Origin of the sequence: Nocardioides sp. (genome assembly GCF_044226765.1) — a bacterium.
Classification (GTDB): Bacteria; Actinomycetota; Actinomycetes; order Propionibacteriales; family Nocardioidaceae; genus Nocardioides.
In genome coordinates, this window is sequence record NZ_JBGAGJ010000006.1 from 228,948 (window position 1) to 251,490 (window position 22,543).

A 22,543-nucleotide genomic window follows, 5' to 3' on the forward strand; every position below is an offset into this window, starting at 1 on the left:
AGGGGTCACCCCCGAGCTAGGCCGGACTCCCGCCGACCAGGGACTTCGGCCGAGCTGAACGGTGACGGGGCCCAGCTCGACGGTGGGGTCAGACGATGGAGAGAGGCAGCAGCTGCTGGCCGGTGGGGCCCACCTGGATCTCGGTGCCCATCTCGGGGCAGACGCCGCAGTCGTAGCACGGCGTCCAGCGGCAGTCCTCGACCTCGATGTCGGCGCCGTCGGCGGCAGCGAGCGCGTCCTCCCAGTCCGCCCACAGCCAGTCCTTGTCCAGCCCGGAGTCCAGGTGGTCCCAGGGCAGCACCTCGTCGTACTCCCGCTCGCGGGTGGTGTACCAGGCCACGTCCACGCCGGTGCCGGCGAGCGCCGCGTCCGCGCACGCCGTCCACCGGTCGTAGGAGAAGTGCTCGCTCCAGCCGTCGAACCGCCCGCCGTCGCGCCAGACCGCCTCGATCACCCGACCGACCCGGCGGTCACCGCGCGAGAGCAGTCCCTCGATCGTGCCGGGCTTGCCGTCGTGGTAGCGGAAGCCGATGGCCCGGCCGAACCGCTTGTCCGCACGGACCACCTCACGCAGGCGCCGGAGGCGGTCGTCGGTCGTCTCGTGGTCGAGCTGCGCCGCCCACTGGAACGGCGTGTGCGGCTTGGGCACGAACCCCCCGATGGAGACCGTGCACCGGATGTCGTTGCGCCCGGAGACCTCGCGGCCCTTGGCGATCACCTGCTTGGCGAGGTCGGCGATCGCCAGCACGTCCTCGTCGGTCTCGGTCGGGAGGCCGCACATGAAGTAGAGCTTCACCTGTCGCCAGCCGTGGGAGTACGCCGTCGCGACGGTGCGGATCAGGTCCTCCTCGGTGACCATCTTGTTGATCACCTTCCGCATCCGCTCGCTGCCGCCCTCGGGCGCGAAGGTGAGCCCGGAGCGGCGGCCGTTGCGGGAGAACTCGTTGGCCAGGGTGATGTTGAAGGCGTCCACGCGGGTCGACGGCAGCGAGAGCGAGACGTTCGACCCCTCGTAGCGGTCCGCGAGCCCGGTCGCGATGTCCCCGATCTCGGTGTGGTCGGCGCTCGAGAGCGACAGCAGGCCGACCTCCTCGAAGCCCGACGTGCGGATCCCGTTCTCCACCATGTCGCCGATGGTGCGGATCGAGCGCTCACGCACCGGCCGGGTGATCATGCCGGCCTGGCAGAACCGGCAGCCGCGCGTGCAGCCGCGGAAGATCTCCACCGAGAACCGCTCGTGGACGGTCTCGGCCAGCGGGACCAGCGGCTTCGCCGGGTAGGGCCACTGGTCGAGGTCCATCAGCGTGTGCTTGCGGACCCGGAACGGGATGCCCGGCCGGTTGGGCACGACGGCCTCGATGGTCCCGTCCTCGGTGTAGACGACGTCGTAGAAGCGCGGCACGTAGACGGTGCCGCCGACGGCCAGCCGGCGCAGCAGCTCGTCGCGGCCACCGGGACGTCCCTCGCCCTTCCACTCGCGCACGACCTCGGAGATCGCGAGCACGACCTCCTCGCCGTCGCCGAGGACCGCCGCGTCCACGAAGTCGGCGATCGGCTCGGGGTTGAACGCCGCGTGGCCCCCCGCGATCACGACGGGGTCGTCGTCGCCGCGGTCCACGGCGTGCAGCGGGATGCCCGCGAGGTCGAGGGCGTTGAGCAGGTTGGTGTACCCGAGCTCGGTGGAGAAGCTGACCCCGAAGAGGTCGAACGCGCGGACCGGCCGGTGGCCGTCGACGGTGAACTGCGGGATCGGGCCCTGCTCGTCACCAGCACGCATCACCTCCTCCATGTCCGGCCACACCGCGTAGGTGCGCTCGGCGAGGATCCAGTCCCGCTCGTTGAGCACCTCGTAGAGGATCTGCACGCCCTGGTTGGGCAGGCCGACCTCGTAGGCGTCGGGGTACATCAGCGCCCACCGGACGGTCTCGCCCTCAGGGGCCGCGTCCCAGTCCTTGACCGTGGAGTTGAGCTCGCCGCCGACGTACTGGATCGGCTTGGAGACCGACGGGAGCCGGGGCTCGAGCCGGGCGAACAGGGACTCGGGGGCGCTCTGCGGCGCGGACATGCACGGACCTCACGAGACGGGGGGTGGGAACGGCCCAGGGTACGCCGGGACCGCACCGGCCCGCGAACCTCCGCGCTACAGCGGCGGCTCGGGTGCCGCCTGCTGCTGGGCGGCGACCCGGGCCGAGGTGGCCCGCAGCTCGACCGGCGGCAGGAGCAGCAGGATGAAGAAGGCGAGCGCACCGACTCCGGCGGCCAGCGAGAAGACCAGGTCCATCGAGGTCGCGAAGCCGACCTTGAACGGGTGGGCCAGCACCGGGTGCATCCGGTCGATGATCGAGGAGTCGTCCTGCACCTGGGCGAGCACGCCGCCGTCCGGGGAGGGATGGGCGAGCTCGGTGACGACCGCGCGGTCGAGCGGGTTCGCGAGGACCTGGGGGTCGGTGACGGTCTGCTGCCACTGCGGGGTGTGCGCGTCGATCGCGATCGCGTCGGCGATGTTGCCTCCGACGCTGCTGAACAGCACGGAGAGGAAGATCGCGACGCCGAGGGTGCCGCCGATCTGCCGGAAGAACGTCGCCGAGCTGGTCGCGACCCCGATCTCGGTGGGCGGCACGGCGCTCTGGACGATCAGGAGCAGCGGCTGCATGCAGTTGCCGAGCCCGACCCCGAGCACGAACATCGCCCCGCTGACCCACGGCAGCGCCGTGTCGGCGCCGCACAGCGACAGCAGCCAGAGCCCGAGGGCCATCAGCGCCGAGCCGACGATCGGGAAGATCCGGACGTGCCCGGTGCGGGAGATGATCTGGCCGGAGCCGATCGAGGAGGCCATCATCCCGACCACCATCGGCAGCATCAGCAGTCCGGACTCGGTCGGCGAGGCACCGTGCACGATCTGCATGTAGAGCGGCAGCAGCATGATCCCGCCGAACATGGCCATCCCGACGATCACGCTGGCCGCGATCGTCACCGACGCGGCCCGGATCCGGAAGATCCGCAGGGGGATCAGCGCCGCGTCGCCCATCGCCCGCTCGGCGACGACGAACGCGACGAGGCCGACCGACCCGACGACGAAGCACGTGATGCTGCGCGGCGAGCCCCACCCCCACTGGTAGCCCTGCTCGGCGACCGTCAGCAGCGGCACGAGTGCGACGACGAGGGCGGCGGCACCCCACCAGTCGATGCGGATCCGGGCCCGGTCGGCGGCCGAGACCGAGTGGACGTGGAGGGTGGCCTGCACGACGAGGAGCGCCGCGATGCCGATCGGGACGTTGACGAGGAAGACCCACCGCCAGCCGGCGATGCCGAGGATGGTGGCCTGGCCGGCGAAGAAGCCGCCGATGAGCGGGCCGAGCACGCTCGACGTGCCGAACATCGCCATGAAGTAGCCGCTGTAGCGGGCTCGCTCACGCGGGGAGACGATGTCGCCGATGATCGCGAGCACGAGCGTGAAGAGCCCGCCGGCACCGATGCCCTGGACCGCACGGAAGGCCGCGAGCTGGTACATCGAGGTCGCGAACGAGCAGAGTGCCGAGCCGACCACGAAGATCGTGATCGCGGTCATGAACAGCTTCTTGCGGCCGTAGAGGTCGCCGAGCTTGCCGTAGATCGGGGTGGTGATCGTGGCGGTGATCAGGTAGGCGGTCGTCACCCAGGCCTGCACCGACAGGCCGTGCAGGTCGTCGGCGATGGTGCGGATCGACGTGCTCACGATGGTCTGGTCGAGGGCACCGAGGAACATGCCGAGCATCAGCCCCGAGAGGATGGTGAGCACCTGCCGGTGGGTGTACTCCCCCGGCTGGTCCGCGCCTCGCACCGGGGCTGCCTTCTCGGTCATCGGCACCAGCCTAGAACGCGTTCTCGCTCACTTCGCCGCGGGTCGCCTCCGTAGGGTTCAGCCATGACCTGGCGCCGCCCGTCCTGGACGACCCTCGCCCCCGTCGCCGCCCTGGTGGTGCTGGCGCTCGCCTGGGGACACCACCCCGGAACGCTGGCGGCGGTCGCGATCGGCGTGTTCCTCGTCGGCGCGGTGCTGTCGGCCGTCCACCACGCGGAGGTGGTCGCCCACCGCGTGGGCGAGCCGTTCGGGTCGCTCCTGCTCGCGGCCGCCGTCACGGTGATCGAGGTGGCACTCATCGTGACGCTCATGGTGACCGGCAAGGGCGACACCTCCGCCCTCGCCCGGGACACCGTCTTCGCCGCGGTGATGATCACCCTCAACGGCATCGCCGGCCTGTCGCTGCTCATCGGGGCGGTCCGCTACCGGATGGCGGTGTTCAACCCCGAGGGGAGCGGCTCGGCCCTGATGACGGTCGCGGTGCTCGCCACGCTCACCCTCGTGCTCCCCCGGTTCACCACCACCGCACCGGGCCCGGAGTTCTCCTCCGACCAGCTCGCGTTCGCCGCCGTCGCGTCCCTGGTGCTCTACGCGATCTTCGTCTTCACCCAGACCGTCCGGCACCGTGACTTCTTCCTGCCGGTCGAGACCGGGGCGGCCTCGGGCCAGGTCGAGCGGCCTGCGGAGGGGCCGGTCGACCTGGACGGCGACGGGCACGCCGACCCGCCGAGCGACCGCGCCGCGCTGGCCAGCCTCATCCTGCTGCTGCTGGGCCTGGTCGCCGTGGTCGGCCTGGCCAAGGTCGAGTCCTACCCGATCGAGGACGCCGTCGACGCGGTCGGCTTCCCGACCTCGTTCGTCGGCGTGGTGATCGCCCTCCTGGTGCTGCTGCCGGAGTCGATCGCCGCCGGCCGGGCCGCCGCCCGCAACCGGGTGCAGATCAGCCTCAACCTCGCCTACGGCTCGGCGATGGCGAGCATCGGGCTCACCATCCCCGCGATCGCGGTCGCCTCGATCTGGCTGGACGGTCCGCTGGTCCTGGGGCTGGAGCCGACCCAGATGGTGCTCCTGCTGGTGACCGTGGTCGCCGGCGTGCTGACCGTCGTGCCGGGCCGGTCGAAGTCGCTGCAGGGCTGGGTGCACCTGGTCCTGCTGGCGGCCTTCGTGTTCCTGGCGATCAGCCCCTGACACCGGCGCGCGCCGGTGTGCGGGTGGACCGGTCGAACCGGTTGGGGACCGTGGCGTGCGAGCGCAGGTGGATGTTCTGCAGCAGGCCGACGGCGAGCAGGCCGGCGAACATCGAGCTGCCGCCGTACGACACGAACGGCAGCGGGACGCCGGTGACCGGCATGATCCCCAGGCACATGCCCAGGTTCTGGAAGGCCTGGAAGCCGAACCAGCACGCGATCCCCGCCGCCGCCAGGCGGCCGAAGACGTCGTCGGTGTGGACGGCGATCCGCAGGGCGCGCCAGATCACCACCGCGAGCAGCGCGATGAGGACGCCTGCCCCGACCAGGCCGAGCTCCTCCCCCGCCACCGTGAAGACGAAGTCGGTGTGCTGCTCCGGCACGAAGCCCGAGCGGGTCTGCGACCCCTGGAACAGGCCCTGGCCGAACAGGCCGCCGTTGCCGATGGCGATCCGCGCCTGCTCGACGTTGTAGCCGGCTCCGCGGGGGTCGAGCCCCGGGTCGGTGAACGCGAGGAACCGGTCGACCTGGTACTGCTCGAGGAACCCCGAGGCGACGGCGCCGGCTGCGGCCGTGACGCCACCGGCGGCCAGCAGCGCGAGCCAGCGGCGTGGCGCGCCGGACACCGCGATCACTCCGAACACCGTGGCGGAGAGGACCAGCATCGTGCCCAGGTCGGGCTGCAGCATGATGAGCGCGGCCGGGATCCCGGCGATCACCAGCATGCCGGCGACGTCGCCGAACCCGTCCCCGCCGGTGGCGACCCGCTGCTTGCGGACGTCGGCGCGCTCGGCCACCCACAGCGCCATCCCGATGACGACCGCCAGCTTGGCGAGCTCGGAGGGCTGCACCGACATCCCGCCCAGCTGCAGCCAGGACCTCGAGCCGTTGACCGTCGAGCCGGTGGCCAGGACGAGCACGAGCCCGCAGACCGAGGCGAGGTAGACCAGAGGCGCCACGATGCGCACCCAGCGGTGGTCGGTGGCGGTCACGACGACCATGAGGACGAGCCCGATCGCCACGTTGACCAGCTGCTTGCGCAGGTACGCCGTGGGGTCGCCGCCGGTGAGGTCCTCGCGGTGGCTGGTGGCCGACCAGACCAGCAGCGTGCCGAGGGTGAGGAGGGCGAGCACCGCCACCAGCAGCACCCAGTCCAGGCGCGGGGTCCGCACCATCTCAGTCCTCCTTCTCCGGCGTCCGGCCCGGCGGCAGGATCGAGCCGTCCTTCATGAACTCCGGCAGGCCGTGCGGCGGGGTGGTCCCGGGGATCGCCGCCCTGGACGGGTCGACCTTCATCCCGTCGATCCCGTAGAGCGCCTCCCAGATCTTGCGCACGGCCGGCCCGGACGTGCCCGAGCCGGTGCCGGCCTGGCTGACCATCATCACCACGACGTAGTCCTTGGTGTAGGAGGCGACCCAGGACGTCGACTGCTTGCCGTAGACCTCGGCGGACCCGGTCTTGCCGCGGATCTGGACCTGGTCGAGGGGGAACCCGCCGAACCGCCACGCCAGGGTGCCCACCTTCGGGGTGCCCTGCAACGCGGTGTCGACGTACCGCAGGCTGGCCTTCGAGGCGTCGACCTTGCCCTCCACGGCGGGCGCGAACCGCTTGAGCACGGTCCCGCCGGGGCTGACGATCGCCTTGGCGACACGCGGGGCGTAGAGCGTGCCCCCGTTGGAGAGGGCGGCGTACGCCCGCGCGAGCTGGAGCGGGGTGACCATCGTGTCGCCCTGCCCGATGGCGAAGTTGACCGCGTCGCCGGCACGGTAGTAGCTGCCCTCGAGGCAGAACTCGTGGGCGAACAGCTTCAGGAACGGGGAGGGGGCCGTGCCCTTCTCGTCCATCGAGCAGTAGTAGCCCTTCATCGCCTTCCAGTACGAGAGCTTCCAGGCGCGGTCGGCGACCCGGCCGCTCGCCTCGCCGGGGAGGTCGACGCCGGTCTCGCTGCCGAACCCGAAGTTCTTCGCCTCGGCGACCAGCGGGTCCTTGGCGTGCACGTCCTGCGGGTCCGAGCCGTACTTCTGCCAGTAGTGCAGGCCGACCCGGTAGAAGAACGTGTCGCAGGACAGCTGCAGCGCCTGGGCGAAGGTGAGGGGGCCGTAGGACGCGGACTCGTAGTTCTTGAACCACCGGTTGCCGACCTGCAGCCCCGAGGAGCAGTCGAGGTGGTCCCCGGACGAGTAGCCGTTGTTGAGTGCGCCGACGGTCATGATCGGCTTCCAGGTCGACCCCGGGGCGAACTGACCCTGCGTGGCCCGGCCGAGCAGCGGGTCGCCGGCCTTGGCCGAGTAGAGGCGCGCCAGCTGCGACTTGGTGATGCCGCCCACCCAGACCCCGGGGTCGTAGGTCGGCTGGCTGGCCATCGCCACGATCCGGCCGGTGCGCGCCTCCATCACCACCACCGCGCCGGAGTCGGCCACGTAGTTCTTGTGCGTGACCTCGTCGTAGGTCTGCCGAGCGGTGCGGATGGTCTGGGCGAGCTGCTTCTCCACGACGCCTTGGACCTTGGCGTCGATCGTGGTCACCAGCGTGTCGCCCGGCTGTCCCGCGACCTCGCTGTCGTCGCCGAGCACCCTGCCCATCGAGTCGACGGCCACGCTCTTGTAGCCGGGCATGCCGCGCAGCCAGCGGTCGTACTCCTTCTCGACGCCCGCCCGACCGACGGACGAGGCGGCGTTGACAGACCGGTCGCCGTCCTCCTGCGCCTGGTCGTACTCGCCCTTCGTGATCGGGCTGAGGTAGCCCAGGACGTGAGCGAGGTTGACGCCGTAGGGGCGCGGGTAGGCGCGGACGCTCTGCTGCTCCGCGACCACGCCGGGGTAGTCCTCGGGCTGCTCGAGGATCCGCAGCGCGACCGACTGCTCGACGTCCGAGGCCACCGGGACGGCCTGGTAGGGCGAGCCGTTCCAGCAGACCCCGGGCACGCTGCCCGGGTCGCCGCAGGTGACCAGCTTCTTGTCGATCGCCGCGGCCCGCACGCCGACCACTCCGGCCACCCGGTCGAGCAGCACCTCGCGCTGGTGGTCGGTCAGCTTGCCCAGCACGGTGCGGTCGACCGAGACCACCCACGAGGTGCGGTTGGCCACCAGTGGACGGCCCATGTCGTCGACGATCAGCCCGCGCTGGGGCTGGACCACGATGTCGCGCACGGACTGGGACGCGGCCTGGGCGTGGTAGCGGTCACCGCTGACGACCTGCAGGTAGTACAGGCGCACGCCCAGCGTGGCGAACAGCGAGAACACCAGGGCCTGGATGACGACCAGCCGGAGCCGACCCGAGCGGGTCGCCGCCCCGGCCGGGCTCCTCACGCCGGGCCCCTCATGTGGCCAGCGCGGGATCGAGCCGGCGGAACAGGGTCATCACCGGCGGGAGCACCAGCGGGGTCAGCAGCAGGTCCCAGGCGAGCGCGACGACGACGACCTCCAGCAACTCCGGGACGGCGATCGGGTCACCGAGGACCACGCCGCTGAGCGCGAAGACCGAGGTGCCCACGAACGACGCCGCGGCGACCGTGGCCAGGACCGTCGTCGCGGACGGCCGGGCGTCGAGACGACCGCTCTGCCGGACCCGGCCCGCGAGGTAGCCGACCAGCACGAGCGCGAGGGCCCACCGGCCCGCGAGGTGGTCGGCCGGTGGGGCCAGGTCGAGGACGACGCCGGCGACGAAGCCGAGCACCGCGGCGAACTGCGGCCCGCGGACCAGCCCGGCGCCCACGACCACGAGCAGGCACAGGTTCGGCACGATCCCGTGCCAGGCCAGGTGCGGGAAGACCGACACCTGGAGGACCAGGGCGACCGAGACGGCGACGAGCGCGACGAGCGCGCGGACCCAGGTCACCGCAGGCTCCCGTCCGCCTCGATGACCGACCGGTCGCTGGCCGTCCCGGACGGCACGACCACGCCGACCAGGTCGAGCGAGCCGAAGTCGACGTACGGGTCGATGACCGCGCGCTGGGCCGACTCCCGCACGCTGCTGTAGACCTGGGTGACCTGGCCGACCGGCACGCCCGAGACGTACGGCCCGCCGGCCTCGCTCCCCCAGGTGACCACCTCGTCGCCCCGGGCCGGGACGGCGGACTCGTCGACCAGCTCGAGGTCGAGCCTCCCGTCGGCGCCCAGGACCCCCCGGCCGTGGAGCAGGCCGACCTGCATGCTGCGGCCCACCCGGGCGCCGACCACCGAGTCGGCGTCGACGATGAGGAGCACGGTGGCGGTCGAACGGGTGACCCGCAGGACCCGGCCCACCAGGCCGTCGTTGTTGACGACCGTCTGGTCGGGCCGCACCCCCGCGTCCGCACCGGCGTCGATGGTGACCGTCCGGGAGAAGGACTGCGAGGGGCCCAGTCCGACGACGCGCGACGGCACCAAGGTGGTGCCGAGGCTGTGCGCGGCGGCGGTCAGGCCGTCGTACTCGGCCAGCCGGTTGCGGTCGTAGTCGGCGGTGGCGAGGTCCGAGCGCAGCCGGGAGTTCTCCGCCTGCAGGTCGAGCAGGTCCTGCTGCATGGCGTCGCGCGACCGGAACCAGTGGGGCGCGGCGGTCAGTGGCCGGACCGCCGCGGTGGTGGTGGCCTCCACGGGTCCGAACACGTCACCCACGGCCCGCCGCGCGGACTCCACCGGGGAGCCGTCGCCGCCCTTCGCGTCGAGGGCCATGAGGCACAGGCAGGCCAGCACCAGCGCCACCAGCAACGCCGGTGACGACGGGCGGCCGTCCGGGCCGCGCCAGCGCCGCTCCTTCATCGCACCACCCTCATGCGGACCGCCTCTGGTCGCTGACGAGGACCTGCTGGAGCGCCTCGAACTCCTCCACGCACTTGCCCGCGCCCAGCGCCACCGACGTGAGCGGGTCCTCGGCGACGTGGACCGGCATCCCGGTCTCGTGGCGCAGGCGCTCGTCCAGCCCGCGCAGGAGAGCGCCGCCGCCGGTGAGCACGATGCCGCGGTCCATGATGTCGCCGGCCAGCTCCGGCGGGGTCTGGTCCAAGGTCGTGCGGACCGCGTCGACGACGGCGTGCAGCGGCTCCTCGAGCGCCTGGCGCACCTCGGCGCTGGACACAACGACGGTGCGCGGCAGCCCGGAGACCATGTCGCGGCCCCGGATCTCGGCCTCCGGCTCGTCGGGCAGCGGGAACGCGGAGCCGAGGGTCATCTTGACCTCCTCGGCGGTGCGCTCGCCGAGCATCAGCCCGTGCTCCTTCTTCATCCAGGCGACGATGGCCTGGTCCAGGTCGTCGCCGGCGGTGCGCACGGACAGGCTGGTGACGATGCCCCCCAGGGAGATGACCGCGACCTCGGTGGTCCCTCCGCCGACGTCGACGACCATGTTGCCGGTCGCCTGGTGGACCGGCAGCCCAGCGCCGATCGCGGCGGCCATCGGCTCCTCGACGATGTAGACCCGGCGGGCGCCGGCCTGGTAGCCGGCCTCCTTGACCGCGCGCTGCTCCACGGCCGTGATGCCGCTGGGCACGCAGATGACCATCCGGGGCTTGGCGAAGTAGCGGCGCCGGTGCACCTGGGCGATGAAGTAGCGCAGCATCTGCTCGGTGGCGTCGAAGTCCGCGATGACGCCGTCTTGGAGCGGTCGGATCGCGGTGATGTTGTCGGGCGTCCGCCCGATCATCCGCTTGGCCTCGTGGCCGACGGCCAGGATGTCACCGGTGGTGTCGTTGAGCGCGACGACGCTGGGCTCGTCGAGCAGAACCCCGCGGCCGCGGACGTACACCAGCGTGTTGGCGGTGCCGAGGTCCACGGCCATGTCGCGGCCGATGAAGCTGTTCGCCATGCGTCGCCCTGTCGCTGGTGCACCTGAGGTGCGTGGGGAAGAAGTGACGAACCCCAGGCTACGAAGTGCGAGCGCGCGGCACCGGCAGGACACGCGGCCTGACCTGCGAATCTGCGGCCGGGCCCGAGTCGGCGCTACTGCCGCCCGGACCGGGCCCGAGTCGGCGCTACTGCCGCTGCCTGCCCGGCAGTAGCGCCGACTCGACGGCTCAGGACCCGGCAGTGGCGCCGACTCGGCTCAGAGGGCGGGGAACCAGATGGCGATCTCGCGGGCGGCCGACTCCTCGGAGTCCGAGCCGTGCACGAGGTTCTCCCGGTTGGACAGCGAGAAGTCACCGCGGATCGAGCCGGGCGCGGCCTTGCGGCCGTCGGTCGCGCCGTTGATCGCGCGGACCACCTCGACCGCCGCGTCGCCCTCGAGCACGAGCGCGACCAGGGGGCCGCCGGTCACGAACTCGCGCAGCGGCGGGTAGAACTCCTTCTCGACGTGCTCGGCGTAGTGCCGGTCCGCGGTGGCGGCGTCGGCCGTCCGCTGCTCCATCGCCACGATCCGCAGGCCCTTGGCCTCGTAGCGGGACAGGAGCTGGCCGACCAGGCCCCGACGGACGGCGTCGGGCTTGAGCAGGACGAGCGTGCGCTGTGACATGGCGGGAGACTACCGACCGGCGGACAGCTCCGCGGCGCGAGCCACCACCTCTGCGGGGACCGGGCCGGGGGCGTCCTGGTCCGGCACGGGCGCGCCGGCCACCCGGCGGAGCGGGACGTGACCGCCCCACGTGCCAGCCGCGACGTCCTCCGGCTCGTCGACCGGTCCGCCGGTGCGGACCTTCACCGAGGCCTCGTGCAGCGGCACGGCCAGCACCGCGGTGGCAGCCAGCTCCTTGCGGGTGCTCGGCCGCAGCGTGGCCGAGCGCCCCGGGATCATGTGGTCGACGATCAGGTCGAGGGCCCGGCCGCGCTCGCGCGGGTCGTCGACCACCCGGGCGCGACCGATGACCACCGCCGACCGGTAGTTCATCGAGTGGTGGAACGTCGACCGGCCCGCGACGAGGCCGTCGAGCTCGGTCACCGTCACGCAGACGGTCCGGTCGGTGGCGGCCCGCAGCCAGCCGGCGGCCACCGAGCCGTGCACGTAGAGGGTGCCGTCGGGGTCCGGGCCGTCGACGTCGGCCGCGAACGCCGTCGGCAGCACGACCGGGTGACCGTCGACCACGACTCCGAGGTGGGCGACCAGTGCGTCGGCCAGCAGCTCGTGCAGGACCGCCCGGTCCGTCACCATGCGGTTGCGGCCCCGGCCGACGGTGGTGCGCGGGGACGGGGACAGCGGGGCTGGGGAGTGCGGGGCTGGGGAGTACGGGGCTGGTCGATCGGCGGTCACGGTCCTAGGCTGGCGCAGGAGTGGCCTGCTCGCACGGGCCAATTCGGCACCACTCGAACAGGACACTCATGCCCACCCTGCCCGTCACGCTCGACCGCTCGGCACCCGGGCCCTGGGGCCTGCAGCTGGCGACCCGGATCCGGCGCCTCGTCCTGGACGGGACGCTGGCCCGCGGCGACCGGCTGCCCAGCAGCCGCGGCCTGGCCGCCGACCTGGGCGTCAGCCGCTCGGTGACCGAGCAGGCCTACGAGCAGCTGCTCGCCGAGGGGTGGCTGGAGACCCGGCACGGCTCGGGCACGTTCGTCGCGGCGAGCGGCGCGGGCCGCGCCGGTGCCCTCCCCCGCCGGCCGGCGGTGAACGAGCCACCGCTGGTGCGCCTGGACGCCGGGACGCCGTGGATCGACCCGCGGCACTCCGCCGGCTGGCGGCGCGCCTGGCGCGAGGTGTCGGCCGCCCGGCCGCCGCGCGGGTACGACGACCCACGCGGACTGCCCGAGCTGCGGGCCCTGCTCGCGGACCGGCTGGCGCGCACCCGCGGCCTGCTCGTCGATCCGGACGAGCTGGTCGTCACCTCGGGCACCACCGACGGGCTGCGCCACCTCCTCGGTGCCCTCGATCCCGGGCCCGTGGCCGTCGAGGACCCCGGCTACCGGGCCGCGGTGGAGACGGTGCGCAGCCTCGGTCGGGCCGTGGTCGACCACCCCGCCCTGGAGCCGGTGACCGACCTGCACGGCCTGGTCGCCACCTACGTGACCCCTGCCCACCAGCACCCGCTCGGCCGGGTGCTGCCCGGGCCCGAGCGCATCGCCCTCCTCGACGCCGCCGCGGCAGCCGGGACGCTCGTCGTCGAGGACGACTACGACTCGGAGTTCCGCTACGACGTCGCACCGGTGCCCGCGCTCGCCAGCCTCGACCGCAGCAGCGTGGCCTACCTCGGCACCGCCGCGAAAGCCGTGGCCCCGTCCCTCCGGCTCGGCTGGCTGGTCGCACCCGCACCCCTGCAGGAGCGCATCGACGCCCGGCGGGTCGTCACCCACGACGCGGCGCCCTGGCCGGTGCAGCGCGCCTTCCTCGCGCTGCTCCGCGACGGGTACGTCGACCAGGTGGTCCGCACCGCGCGTCGGGTCTATGGGGAGCGGGCGCCCCGGGTCGCCGCGGCACTGGCGCCGCACGCGACGGCTGCCGGCCCGGTGGCCGGGATGTACTCCACCTGGCTCCTCCCCGAGCACGACGCGCGGCGGGCGCAGGAGGCCGCCCGCCGCGCGGGCTTCTGGGTGCCGCTGCTCTCCGGCTACTGCCGGACCGCCGCACTCACCGGGCTCGTCGTCGGCTTCGGCGGGGTCACCGACGAGGAGCTGGACCGCGCGCTGGCGGCCCTGACGTCAGCCCTGTGAGGCGGGAGGGCCCGCGTCGTACGCCGCGTAGGCCTCGGCACGCTCGCGCTCGATCTTGCGACCCAGCACGTAGGCCCCACCCCACAGCAGCGCGAAGATGCCACCGAGGACGAACATCAGCGGGATGACGAAGCCCAGGCCGACCGCGGCCCCCTGGATCAGCCACCCCACCCCGTAGGCCCACTCCGCCCGCAGCATCCCGGCCAGCAGGAGGCAGGCGACGGCCAGGCCGAGACCGATCCACAGCGCGGTGGACGTGTCGACGCCGGCGACGCTGATGAGGACCGGGGTGGTCAGGCCCAGCGTGACCGCCTCGAGGCTGAGTACTGCGGCACACATCCCGCGGCGCGGCGAGCGCTCGCGCTCGTCCTGAGGCGCCCGCGGGGGCGTCTGGAGGGGCTCGTCGGTCATCGCCGCTCCTCCCGGACCAGCAGCGACCGCGCCTCACCGACGGTGACGACCGAGCCCGTGACCAGGACGGCGCCGGACCCGAGCGGGTCGCCGAACGCCTCACCGGCCTCGGCGAGGGCCGCCGCCTGGTCGATGGCGTCGGACAGACGCGGAGCCACGCTGACCCGGTCGTCGCCGTAGATCTCGCGGGCCGCCGCGGCCACCCGCTCGGCCGGCAGCGCCCGGTCGGTGGAGTTCTGGGTGCACACCAGGTGGGCGAGCACGGGCTCGAAGGCCGTCAGCAGACCCTCGAGGTCCTTGTCGGCCATCACACCGAGCACGCCGACGAGCGGCGAGAAGGTGAACGACTCCTCGATCGCCGCCACCGTGGCGGCGGCGCCGTGCGGGTTGTGCGCCGCGTCGAGCAGGATGGTCGGGCTCCGGCGGACGACCTCCAGCCGGCCCGGCGAGGTCGCCGCCCCGAACGCCGCTCTCACCACCTCCTCGTCGAGCGGGTCACCGCCGACGAAGGCCTCCACCGCGGCCAGCGCGACCGCGGCGTTCTGGGCCTGGTGGGCGCCGTGCAGCGGCAGCAGCACCTCGTCGTAGCGCGCGCGCAGGCCCTGGAGCGACACGACCTGGCCGCCCACCGCCGGGACCCGGGACACCACGCCGAACTCGACGCCCTCGCGGGCGACCGTCGCGCCGACCTCGGCGACCCGGTCCAGCAGGACCTCGGCGACGTCGGGCGTCTGCTGGGCGAGCACCGCGACCGAGCCGGGCTTGATGATGCCGGCCTTCTCGACCGCGATCTCGGCCGGCGTCTCACCCAGGTACGCCGCGTGGTCGACCGCCACCGGCAGGACCACGGCGACCGCGGCGTCGGCCACGCTGGTCGCGTCCCACGACCCGCCCATGCCGACCTCGACCACGGCCACGTCGACCGGGGTGTCGGCGAAGGCGGCGTAGCCCATCGCGACCACGGTCTCGAAGAACGACACCGGGTGCTCCTGGCTGTCGTCGACCAGCTGGAGGTACGGCGCGACGTCGTTGAACGCGCGCACGAACGCCTCGTCCGTCAGGGGTTCGCCGTCGATCGAGATCCGCTCGCTCATCCGCTCCAGGTGCGGACTGGTGAACCGGCCGGCCCGCAGGTCGAGCGCGCGCAGCAGCGTCTCGATCATCCGCGACGTCGAGGTCTTGCCGTTGGTGCCGGTCAGCTGGATGACCGGATAGCTGCGCTGCGGGTCGCCGAGCAGCTCGGTGAGCGCCCGGATCCGGTCGAGGGACGGCTCCAGTCGGGTCTCGGGCCAGCGGGACAGCAGGGCGTCCTCGGCCTCCTCGAAGGTCTCGGCCAGGCGGGGGGTCTCGGTCATGACGCCGACGAGTCTAGAGAGCGATCACCCCGCAGCCGATTCGACCAGCAGGTTGGCCATGTCCACGACCGCCCGGTAGCCCACCGCCTCGTAGATCTTGTTCGACGTCGGGTTGGCCTGGTCGGTGAACAGGCAGGCCCGGTCCCCGGCCTCGAGGATCCGTCGCGACACCTCCGCGACGGCGGCGCTGGCATACCCGTGGCCCCGGTGCTCGGCGGGCGTGTAGACGGGCCCGACCCGGCTGACGCCGTACGCCGGGGCGTTCATCGCGGTCAGGTGCACCGTGGTCCCCGACGGGTCGTCCCAGAGGAACACCAGCCCGGCCCGGATGCGCTCGGTGACGCCTCGAGCGTGAAGGTCTCCGCTCCGGGTGCCCCGTGCGCGTCGGCGCGTCCGGCCTGCTCGGCGGCCGCCCGGCCGAAGTCGAGATACCAGGCCAGGACCAGGTCGGCGTCCCCGACCTCGGCCGGGCGCAGCGTCCCGGCCGGGCTCGGCGGCACGACCAGGTCGCCGAGCTCGAAGAGCCGCAGGTGCTCGTGGACGCGGACCTCGCCTCCGGTGAGCCGCGCGGTCTCCTCCGCGACGACCCGGGCCGCCGGGAGCGCGCCGTTGACGCCTGCGAGCGGCTCGCCGCGCTCGTGCAGCGTGCGCGCCAGCTGCGCCGCGCAGGCGTCGGGCATCGGCAGCACGTAGGCCGGGAAGGGCTCGAACGGCGCGGTCCGCATCGCCACGCCCGCCACCGCGCCGCGGTCGTCCCGGGCGATCGCCCACCAGCGGTACGGCGCGCCGGCGTACTCGTGGCCGGCGGCGATCCTGGCGGTGACCGTCGCCATGACGGTGGTCACGACCGGGTCGGCGGCGAGGTGCTCCCCGGCGGCGTCCAGGAAGGCGGCAGGGTCCGTGGTCAGCTCCAGGTGCATGACCGCAGTCAGCCACCACGGTGCCGACCGTCACAACCGGTTTCTCCGCCCGGACCGGCCCGCCCTAGGATTTCGTCCATGACCGACACGCAGGCTCACCAGGCACCGGACACGGTGGACACGACGCAGACCGCAGCACCGCGCGTCGTCGCCGTACCCGACAAGCCGGCGCTCGAGGGCCTCGAGGCGCGGTGGGGCGAGCGGTGGAAGGCCGACGACACCTACGCCTTCGACCGCACCCAGCCGCGCGAGAACGTCTACTCGATCGACACCCCGCCGCCCACGGTGAGCGGCAGCCTGCACGTCGGGCACGTCTTCTCCTACACCCACACCGACCTGATCGCCCGCTTCCAGCGGATGCGGGGGAAGTCGGTCTTCTACCCCATGGGCTGGGACGACAACGGCCTCCCGACCGAGCGCCGGGTGCAGAACTACTTCGGCGTGCGCTGCGACCCGTCGCTGCACTACGACCCCGACTTCACCCCGCCGGAGAAGCCGGACCCCAAGCGCCAGGTCCCGATCAGCCGGCCCAACTTCGTCGAGCTCTGCGAGCGCCTGGTCGTCGAGGACGAGCAGGTCTTCGAGCAGCTGTGGCGCACGCTCGGGCTCTCGGTGGACTGGAGCCAGCACTACACGACCATCGGCCGGTCCGCTCAGACCGTCAGCCAGCGCGCGTTCCTGCGCAACCTCGCCCGCGGCGAGGCGTACCTGCAGGAGGCGCCGACCCTCTGGGACGTCACCTTCCAGACCGCGGTCGCGCAGGCCGAGCTCGAGGCCCGCGAGTACGCCGGCGCCTACCACCGCGTCGCCTTCCACCGACCCGACGGCACGCCCGTCTTCATCGAGACGACCCGACCCGAGCTGATCCCGTCAGTCGTGGCACTGATCGCGCATCCCGACGACGAGCGCTACCAGCCGCTGTTCGGGACCACCGTGACCAGCCCGGTCTTCGGCGTGGAGATCCCGGTGCTCGCGCACCCCGCGGCCGAGATGGACAAGGGCGCCGGCATCGCGATGTGCTGCACGTTCGGTGACCTCACCGACGTCCAGTGGTGGCGCGAGCTCGACCTCCCCGTCCGCACGCTGATCGGCCGCGACGGGCGGATGTCCCGGGAGACCCCCGAGTGGCTGGCGCACGAGCCCGCCGTGACGGCGTACGAGGAGCTCAAGGGCAAGACGGCGTTCTCCGCCCGCGAGGCCGTGGTCGCCGCGTTGCGCGAGACCGGGGACCTCGACGGCGAGCCGAAGCCCACCCAGCGGATGACGAACTTCTACGAGAAGGGCGACAAGCCGCTCGAGATCGTCGCCACCCGCCAGTGGTACATCACCAACGGCGGTCGCGACGCGGGCCTGCGCCAGGAGATGCTCGACCGGGGCCGGGAGATCACCTGGGTGCCCGAGCACATGTGGCACCGCTACGACAACTGGGTCGGCGGCCTCAACGGCGACTGGCTCATCTCGCGGCAGCGCTTCTTCGGCATCCCCTTCCCGGTCTGGTACCCGCTCGACGCCGACGGCGAGCCCGACTACGCCCACCCGCTCCTGCCGACCGAGGCCGAGCTGCCCGTCGACCCCTCCAACGACGCCCCGCGCGGATACGACGAGGCCCAGCGCGGCAAGCCCGGCGGCTTCGTCGGCGACCCCGACGTCATGGACACCTGGGCGACGTCGTCGCTCACCCCGCACATCGCCGGCGGCTGGGAGTCCGACGACGACCTGTGGCAGCGGGTCTTCCCGATGGACCTGTGCACCCAGGCCCACGACATCATCCGCACCTGGCTCTTCTCGCGGGTGGTGCGCTCGCACTTCGAGAACCACGTAGCCCCGTGGTCCCACGCCCTGGTCTCCGGCTTCGTGGTCGACCCCGACCGCAAGAAGATGTCGAAGTCCAAGGGCAACGTGGTCGTCCCCACCGAGATCCTCGACAAGTACGGCGCCGACGCCGTCCGCTGGCGCGCCGCGATGGCTCGCCCGGGCCTGGACTCGCCTTTTGACGAGAGCCAGATGAAGGTCGGCCGACGGCTGGCGATGAAGGTGCTCAACGCCTCCAAGTTCGTCCTCGGCGGGGTCGGCGCGACCGGGATCAACACCTTCGAGGTCTCCGAGCCCGTCGACTGCGCCCTGCTCGGCCGGCTCGCCCAGGTGGTCACCAAGGCCACGGACGCCTTCGAGGCCTACGACTACACCACTGCTCTGGAGACCGTCGAGAAGTTCTTCTGGGAGTTCTGCGACGACTACCTCGAGCTGGTCAAGGAGAGGGCGTACGCCGGCCAGGACGAGGGTCAGGGTGGCGCCGCGACCGCCTCGGCGAAGGCCACGCTGGCGATCGCCCTCGACGTGCAGCTGCGGCTGCTCGCGCCGTTCCTGCCCTACGTCACCGAGGAGGTCTGGTCGTGGTGGCGGGTCGGAGAGGGCTCGATCCACCGCGCCTCGTGGCCGACCGTGGTCGAGCTCGGCTCGGCGGCCGCCGCCGACCCGTCGACCCTCGACGCCGTGGCCGCGGCCCTGATCGGCATCCGCGGCGCCAAGTCGACCGCCAAGGTCTCGATGCGGGCCGAGCTGTCCCGGGTCGAGATCCGCGGGCCCGAGGCGCTGGTCCGCGCGGCCGAGCAGGCGGCCGACGACCTGCGCAAGACCGGCAAGGTCACCGGCGACCTGGTCTTCACCGTGGTCGAGGGGTCCACCGAGATCAGCGTCGACGCCGAGCTCGCGCCCACCGACTGACCGTCGAGTTGAGGGTTGCGACCCGTTGACGTGAGGATGGTGACCCGTTGAGTTGAGGGTCTGACCTGACCTCTGGTCACGATCCTCGGCTCGAACGGTCACGACCCTCGACTCGAGCGGTCACGACCCTCAACTCAACGGGTACGCCCGTGCGCTGGGTGGACCGGGTGGACCGGGTGCGCGGGGCGGACCGGGTGCTCCTGCGTCGTCGGTGCCGGATGCGGGGATCGAGGGGGGTGCACGACGCCGGGCCGGTGGGGCGCCGGACGGTCGGCGACCACGGTCGCCGGTCGCGGCGGGTCGGCGTCGGCGGCCGGTGTCGACCGCTCGACCGCGGTCGCGCCGACCACTCGCTGCGCGGCGCGCCACCCGTCGGTCATCCATCCGGGAGCCGCGTCGCTGCGCACCATGTAGGCGAGCAGCACGACCGACATGACCATGACGACCACGAACGCCACCAGCGGTGGCGCGTGGTCACGGAACAGGCGGTGCCGGCGGCGGGGGGTCATGGCGGCTCGAGTCTGGTAGTCCGGACCACCCCGGACAAACCTGGGGGCAGGAATGGCCCGATCGGGCTAGACCGCCTGGTCAGATCGGGTCAGACAGCGCTCAGTGACCCGGCAATGCCCACGTCGGTCTGGTCTCGGTCGCGCGCCCACTCGACCTCGGCGCTCAGCGACCCGGCTCCGCCGGGTCGGTCAGGTCTCGGTACAGGCGGTCGCGACCTCGTCCCTCGGTCGCGCGCCCACTCGACCTCGGCGCTCAGCGACCCGGCTCCGCCGGGTCGGTCACGCCGACTTCTTCTTCTTCGCCTCGGCCTCGCGCGGCACCAGGGTCGGTGCCACGTCGTCGTCGACGACCTCGCGGGTCACGATCACCTTGCCGATGTCGCCGCGCGAGGGCACGTCGTACATCACGTGGAGGAGGACCTCCTCGATGATGGCGCGCAGGCCGCGTGCTCCGGTGCCTCGCTCCATCGCCTTGTCGGCGATGGCCTCGATGGCGTCGGGGGTGAACTCCAGCTGCACCCCGTCGAGCTCGAAGAGCTTCTGGTACTGCTTGACCAGCGCGTTGCGCGGCTCGGTCAGGATCTGCACCAGTGCTTCCTGGTCGAGCTTCGAGACGCTCGCGATGAGGGGCAGCCGGCCGATGAACTCGGGGATCAGCCCGAACTTGGTGAGGTCCTCGGGACGGACCTGGGCCAGCAGGTCCTCCGCCTCGCGCTCGGCCTTGCCGCGCACCTCGGCGGTGAAGCCGAGGGTCTTCTTGCCGACCCGCTGCTCGATGATGTGCTCGAGTCCGGCGAACGCCCCGCCGACGACGAACAGGATGTTCGTCGTGTCGATCTGGATGAACTCCTGGTGGGGGTGCTTGCGGCCACCCTGAGGCGGCACCGAGGCCGTGGTGCCCTCGATGATCTTCAGCAGCGCCTGCTGGACGCCCTCTCCCGACACGTCCCGGGTGATCGAGGGGTTCTCCGCCTTCCGCGCGACCTTGTCGATCTCGTCGATGTAGATGATGCCGGTCTCGGCCTTCTTGACGTCGTAGTCGGCGGCCTGGATCAGCTTGAGCAGGATGTTCTCGACGTCCTCACCGACGTAGCCCGCCTCGGTCAGCGCCGTCGCGTCCGCGATCGCGAACGGGACGTTGAGCATCCGCGCGAGGGTCTGGGCGAGGTAGGTCTTGCCGCACCCGGTCGGGCCGATGACCAGGATGTTGGACTTGGCGACCTCGACCACCTCGTCCTTGCTGTGCTTGCCCGGCCCGGCGCCCGGCTGGAGGCCGGCCTGGACCCGCTTGTAGTGGTTGTAGACCGCGACCGCGAGGGACTTCTTCGCCTGCTCCTGCCCGATGACGTAGGAGTTGAGGAACTCGAAGATCTCCTTGGGCTTGGGCAGCTCGTCGAGGCCGACCTCGGAGCCCTCGTTGAGCTCCTCCTCGATGATCTCGTTGCACAGGTCGATGCACTCGTCGCAGATGTAGACACCCGGACCCGCGATCAGCTTCTTGACCTGCTTCTGGCTCTTCCCGCAGAAGGAGCACTTCAGCAGGTCGCCTCCGTCACCGATACGTGCCACGGGTGGTCATCCTCCGACTCGGGTGCAGCTGCAGGTCCGGGACCTGCAGGTCCAGCTCCCATAGGTCCAACAGGGTGGTGCACAGCCCTCCGACCGTACCCCGTGCCACCCCCGAGCGGGTGGAGAGACACGATCTGCGCGCGTTCGTCACGGGAGGTCGGGGGTGTGGTCAGGTGAGGGCCGGGGTGCCCTTGAGCGACTCGAGCACGGCGTCGATCAGGCCGTACTCGACCGCGCCCTCGGCCGTGAGGATCTTGTCGCGCTCGATGTCGCGGCTGACCTCCTCGATCGACCGGCCGCTGTGGTCGCTGATCATCTTCTCGAGCAGCTCCCGCATCCGCAGGATCTCGTTGGCCTGGATCTCGATGTCGGAGGTCTGCCCGAAGGTGCCCTCGGTGTAGGGCTGGTGGATCAGGATCCGGCTGTTGGGCAGCGCCAGCCGCTTGCCGGGGGTGCCCGCCGCCAGCAGGATCGCGGCCGCGGACGCGGCCTGGCCGATGCAGACGGTCTGCACATCGGGCTTGATGAACTTCATCGTGTCGTAGATCGCCGTGAGCGCGGTGAACGATCCGCCGGGCGAGTTGATGTAGATGCTGATGTCCTGGTCGGGGTTCATCGACTGCAGGCACAGCAGCTGCGCGATGACCGCGTTGGCGACGTCGTCGGAGATCGGCGTGCCGAGGTAGATGATCCGGTCCTCGAAGAGCTTCGCGTAGGGGTCGATCCGGCGGAAGCCGTACGACGTGCGCTCTTCCCACTGGGGGATGTAGTAGTTCATGTCAGTCCCTGTCGCTTCCTGCATCAGTTCTTCGAGGCGTGGGCCGGACGGCCGTCGTCGGCGGCCTCGCGCGCGCTCTTGATGACCTGGTCGACCAAGCCGTACTCCTTCGCCTCGTCGGCGGTGAACCAGCGGTCGCGGTCGGCGTCGGCCTCGACCTGCTCGCGGCTCTGGCCGGTGTGCTCGGCGATCAGGTCGAGCAGGACCTGCTTGATGTGCAGCGACTGCTGCGCCTGGATCTTGATGTCCGAGGCGGAGCCACCCATGCCCGACGACGGCTGGTGCATCATGATGCGCGCGTGCGGCAGGGCGTAGCGCTTGCCCTTCGTGCCGGCACACAGCAGGAACTGGCCCATCGACGCAGCCAGGCCCATGCCGACCGTCGCGACGTCGTTGGGGATGTAGTTCATCGTGTCGTAGATCGCCATGCCGGCGTCGACGGAGCCTCCGGGCGAGTTGATGTGGAGGAAGATGTCCGCCTCGGGGTCCTCGGCCGAGAGCAGCAGGAGCTGGGCGCAGATCGCGTTGGCGTTCTGGTCGCGGACCTCGGAGCCGAGGAACACGATCCGCTCGCGCAGCAGGCGCTGGTAGATGTGGTCGTCGAGGACGTTCATGCCCCCGCCGCCGTTGAGCTGGGGGCTGGAGTTCTGGGTCACGGTGCGACCCTAGCCCGAAGGTCGGACAGAACCACGGCAG

20 protein-coding genes are annotated in these 22,543 nt (G+C 71.9%); 3 read left to right on the top strand and 17 right to left on the bottom strand.

Translation table 11 applies throughout. The features are described from left to right. Nucleotides 1-88: 88 nt before the first annotated feature. Nucleotides 89-2,065: a TIGR03960 family B12-binding radical SAM protein gene (locus ACILRH_RS14730; RefSeq protein WP_395694479.1), complete on the bottom strand. Its 1,977-nt coding sequence runs from the start codon at nt 2,063-2,065 to the stop codon at nt 89-91. Between the two features lie 75 nt (nt 2,066-2,140). Next, complete coding sequence (locus tag ACILRH_RS14735; RefSeq protein ID WP_395694481.1) at nt 2,141-3,841, bottom strand: MDR family MFS transporter; 1,701 nt, start codon at nt 3,839-3,841, stop codon at nt 2,141-2,143. A 63-nt stretch (nt 3,842-3,904) separates the two neighbouring features. Between ACILRH_RS14735 and ACILRH_RS14740 the strand changes: the two genes are divergently transcribed. Further along, the gene (locus tag ACILRH_RS14740; protein ID WP_395694483.1) at nt 3,905-5,029 is read left to right on the top strand and encodes a calcium:proton antiporter; all 1,125 of its coding nucleotides are present in this window, start codon (nt 3,905-3,907) and stop codon (nt 5,027-5,029) included. Here ACILRH_RS14740 and rodA read toward each other — a convergent pair. The 7 genes from rodA to ACILRH_RS14775 form a co-directional block, all read right to left on the bottom strand. Continuing rightward, a complete protein-coding gene (gene rodA, locus ACILRH_RS14745; protein ID WP_395694484.1) occupies nt 5,019-6,203 on the bottom strand; it encodes a rod shape-determining protein RodA in 1,185 nt (394 codons plus the stop codon). The two genes, ACILRH_RS14740 and rodA, sit on opposite strands and share 11 nt — an antisense overlap. 1 nt (nt 6,204) lies before the next feature. Further along, the gene (gene mrdA / locus ACILRH_RS14750; protein WP_395694486.1) at nt 6,205-8,337 is read right to left on the bottom strand and encodes a penicillin-binding protein 2; all 2,133 of its coding nucleotides are present in this window, start codon (nt 8,335-8,337) and stop codon (nt 6,205-6,207) included. A gap of 10 nt (nt 8,338-8,347) precedes the next feature. Beyond that, the gene (gene mreD, locus ACILRH_RS14755; protein ID WP_395694488.1) at nt 8,348-8,866 is read right to left on the bottom strand and encodes a rod shape-determining protein MreD; all 519 of its coding nucleotides are present in this window, start codon (nt 8,864-8,866) and stop codon (nt 8,348-8,350) included. Continuing rightward, on the bottom strand, nt 8,863-9,768 hold the full coding sequence (gene mreC / locus ACILRH_RS14760) for a rod shape-determining protein MreC (RefSeq protein WP_395694489.1): 906 nt from the start codon (nt 9,766-9,768) through the stop codon (nt 8,863-8,865). Before mreC ends, mreD begins: the two co-directional genes overlap by 4 nt. 10 nt (nt 9,769-9,778) lie before the next feature. Then, nucleotides 9,779-10,810 (bottom strand): rod shape-determining protein, encoded by a 1,032-nt coding sequence (locus ACILRH_RS14765; protein ID WP_395694491.1) that lies wholly within the window; start codon nt 10,808-10,810, stop codon nt 9,779-9,781. A gap of 237 nt (nt 10,811-11,047) precedes the next feature. Then, nucleotides 11,048-11,455: a nucleoside-diphosphate kinase gene (gene ndk / locus ACILRH_RS14770; protein ID WP_395694493.1), complete on the bottom strand. Its 408-nt coding sequence runs from the start codon at nt 11,453-11,455 to the stop codon at nt 11,048-11,050. Between the two features lie 9 nt (nt 11,456-11,464). Then, the gene (locus tag ACILRH_RS14775; RefSeq protein ID WP_395694495.1) at nt 11,465-12,187 is read right to left on the bottom strand and encodes a pyridoxamine 5'-phosphate oxidase family protein; all 723 of its coding nucleotides are present in this window, start codon (nt 12,185-12,187) and stop codon (nt 11,465-11,467) included. Between the two features lie 68 nt (nt 12,188-12,255). Here ACILRH_RS14775 and ACILRH_RS14780 point away from each other — a divergent pair, with 68 nt between their 5' ends. Then, complete coding sequence (locus tag ACILRH_RS14780) at nt 12,256-13,581, top strand: PLP-dependent aminotransferase family protein (protein ID WP_395694496.1); 1,326 nt, start codon at nt 12,256-12,258, stop codon at nt 13,579-13,581. Here ACILRH_RS14780 and ACILRH_RS14785 read toward each other — a convergent pair. Genes ACILRH_RS14785 through ACILRH_RS14800 form a run of 4 tightly spaced genes read right to left on the bottom strand, consistent with a single transcriptional unit; the run spans nt 13,570 to nt 16,267 of the window. After that, entirely contained in the window at nt 13,570-13,992 is a 423-nt protein-coding gene (locus tag ACILRH_RS14785) for a DUF4233 domain-containing protein (protein ID WP_395694498.1), read from the bottom strand. The genes ACILRH_RS14780 and ACILRH_RS14785 overlap by 12 nt on opposite strands. After that, the gene (locus tag ACILRH_RS14790) at nt 13,989-15,347 is read right to left on the bottom strand and encodes a bifunctional folylpolyglutamate synthase/dihydrofolate synthase (protein WP_395694500.1); all 1,359 of its coding nucleotides are present in this window, start codon (nt 15,345-15,347) and stop codon (nt 13,989-13,991) included. Before ACILRH_RS14790 ends, ACILRH_RS14785 begins: the two co-directional genes overlap by 4 nt. A 24-nt stretch (nt 15,348-15,371) precedes the next feature. Beyond that, nucleotides 15,372-15,629, bottom strand: coding sequence for a GNAT family N-acetyltransferase (locus ACILRH_RS14795; protein ID WP_395694501.1), 258 nt, complete (start codon nt 15,627-15,629; stop codon nt 15,372-15,374). Continuing rightward, nucleotides 15,620-16,267, bottom strand: coding sequence for a hypothetical protein (locus ACILRH_RS14800; protein ID WP_395694503.1), 648 nt, complete (start codon nt 16,265-16,267; stop codon nt 15,620-15,622). Before ACILRH_RS14800 ends, ACILRH_RS14795 begins: the two co-directional genes overlap by 10 nt. A 78-nt stretch (nt 16,268-16,345) precedes the next feature. Between ACILRH_RS14800 and valS the strand changes: the two genes are divergently transcribed. Next, nucleotides 16,346-18,991: a valine--tRNA ligase gene (gene valS, locus ACILRH_RS14805; RefSeq protein WP_395694505.1), complete on the top strand. Its 2,646-nt coding sequence runs from the start codon at nt 16,346-16,348 to the stop codon at nt 18,989-18,991. Nucleotides 18,992-19,125: 134 nt separating this feature from the next. Here valS and ACILRH_RS14810 read toward each other — a convergent pair whose 3' ends face one another. The 4 genes from ACILRH_RS14810 to ACILRH_RS14825 all read right to left on the bottom strand — a co-directional run bounded on the left by ACILRH_RS14810 (nt 19,126) and on the right by ACILRH_RS14825 (nt 22,461). Continuing rightward, nucleotides 19,126-19,500, bottom strand: coding sequence for a hypothetical protein (locus ACILRH_RS14810; protein ID WP_395694507.1), 375 nt, complete (start codon nt 19,498-19,500; stop codon nt 19,126-19,128). A 279-nt stretch (nt 19,501-19,779) separates the two neighbouring features. Next, nucleotides 19,780-21,069, bottom strand: a complete 1,290-nt coding sequence (gene clpX, locus ACILRH_RS14815) for an ATP-dependent Clp protease ATP-binding subunit ClpX (protein ID WP_395694508.1) — start codon at nt 21,067-21,069, stop codon at nt 19,780-19,782. Between the two features lie 169 nt (nt 21,070-21,238). Next, nucleotides 21,239-21,871: an ATP-dependent Clp protease proteolytic subunit gene (locus tag ACILRH_RS14820; protein WP_395694510.1), complete on the bottom strand. Its 633-nt coding sequence runs from the start codon at nt 21,869-21,871 to the stop codon at nt 21,239-21,241. Continuing rightward, entirely contained in the window at nt 21,871-22,461 is a 591-nt protein-coding gene (locus ACILRH_RS14825; RefSeq protein ID WP_395694550.1) for an ATP-dependent Clp protease proteolytic subunit, read from the bottom strand. The genes ACILRH_RS14820 and ACILRH_RS14825 overlap by 1 nt, the downstream gene beginning before the upstream one ends. Between the last annotated feature and the right edge of the window lie 82 nt (nt 22,462-22,543).

Excerpts from the sequence above, each read along its gene's own strand:
- ACILRH_RS14820 (WP_395694510.1), bottom strand. The coding sequence starts at position 21,871 with ATGCAGGAAGCGACAGGGACTGACATGAACTACTACATCCCCCAGTGG.
- ACILRH_RS14790 (WP_395694500.1), bottom strand. The coding sequence starts at position 15,347 with ATGACCGAGACCCCCCGCCTGGCCGAGACCTTCGAGGAGGCCGAGGAC.
- ACILRH_RS14800 (WP_395694503.1), bottom strand. The coding sequence starts at position 16,267 with ATGCACCTGGAGCTGACCACGGACCCTGCCGCCTTCCTGGACGCCGCC.
- ACILRH_RS14810 (WP_395694507.1), bottom strand. The coding sequence starts at position 19,500 with ATGACCCCCCGCCGCCGGCACCGCCTGTTCCGTGACCACGCGCCACCG.
- rodA (WP_395694484.1), bottom strand. The coding sequence starts at position 6,203 with ATGGTGCGGACCCCGCGCCTGGACTGGGTGCTGCTGGTGGCGGTGCTC.
- ACILRH_RS14740 (WP_395694483.1), top strand. The coding sequence starts at position 3,905 with ATGACCTGGCGCCGCCCGTCCTGGACGACCCTCGCCCCCGTCGCCGCC.
- ACILRH_RS14735 (WP_395694481.1), bottom strand. The coding sequence starts at position 3,841 with ATGACCGAGAAGGCAGCCCCGGTGCGAGGCGCGGACCAGCCGGGGGAG.
- ACILRH_RS14780 (WP_395694496.1), top strand. The coding sequence starts at position 12,256 with ATGCCCACCCTGCCCGTCACGCTCGACCGCTCGGCACCCGGGCCCTGG.
- ACILRH_RS14785 (WP_395694498.1), bottom strand. The coding sequence starts at position 13,992 with ATGACCGACGAGCCCCTCCAGACGCCCCCGCGGGCGCCTCAGGACGAG.
- ndk (WP_395694493.1), bottom strand. The coding sequence starts at position 11,455 with ATGTCACAGCGCACGCTCGTCCTGCTCAAGCCCGACGCCGTCCGTCGG.
- ACILRH_RS14825 (WP_395694550.1), bottom strand. The coding sequence starts at position 22,461 with ATGAACGTCCTCGACGACCACATCTACCAGCGCCTGCTGCGCGAGCGG.
- ACILRH_RS14765 (WP_395694491.1), bottom strand. The coding sequence starts at position 10,810 with ATGGCGAACAGCTTCATCGGCCGCGACATGGCCGTGGACCTCGGCACC.
- valS (WP_395694505.1), top strand. The coding sequence starts at position 16,346 with ATGACCGACACGCAGGCTCACCAGGCACCGGACACGGTGGACACGACG.
- ACILRH_RS14730 (WP_395694479.1), bottom strand. The coding sequence starts at position 2,065 with ATGTCCGCGCCGCAGAGCGCCCCCGAGTCCCTGTTCGCCCGGCTCGAG.
- mreC (WP_395694489.1), bottom strand. The coding sequence starts at position 9,768 with ATGAAGGAGCGGCGCTGGCGCGGCCCGGACGGCCGCCCGTCGTCACCG.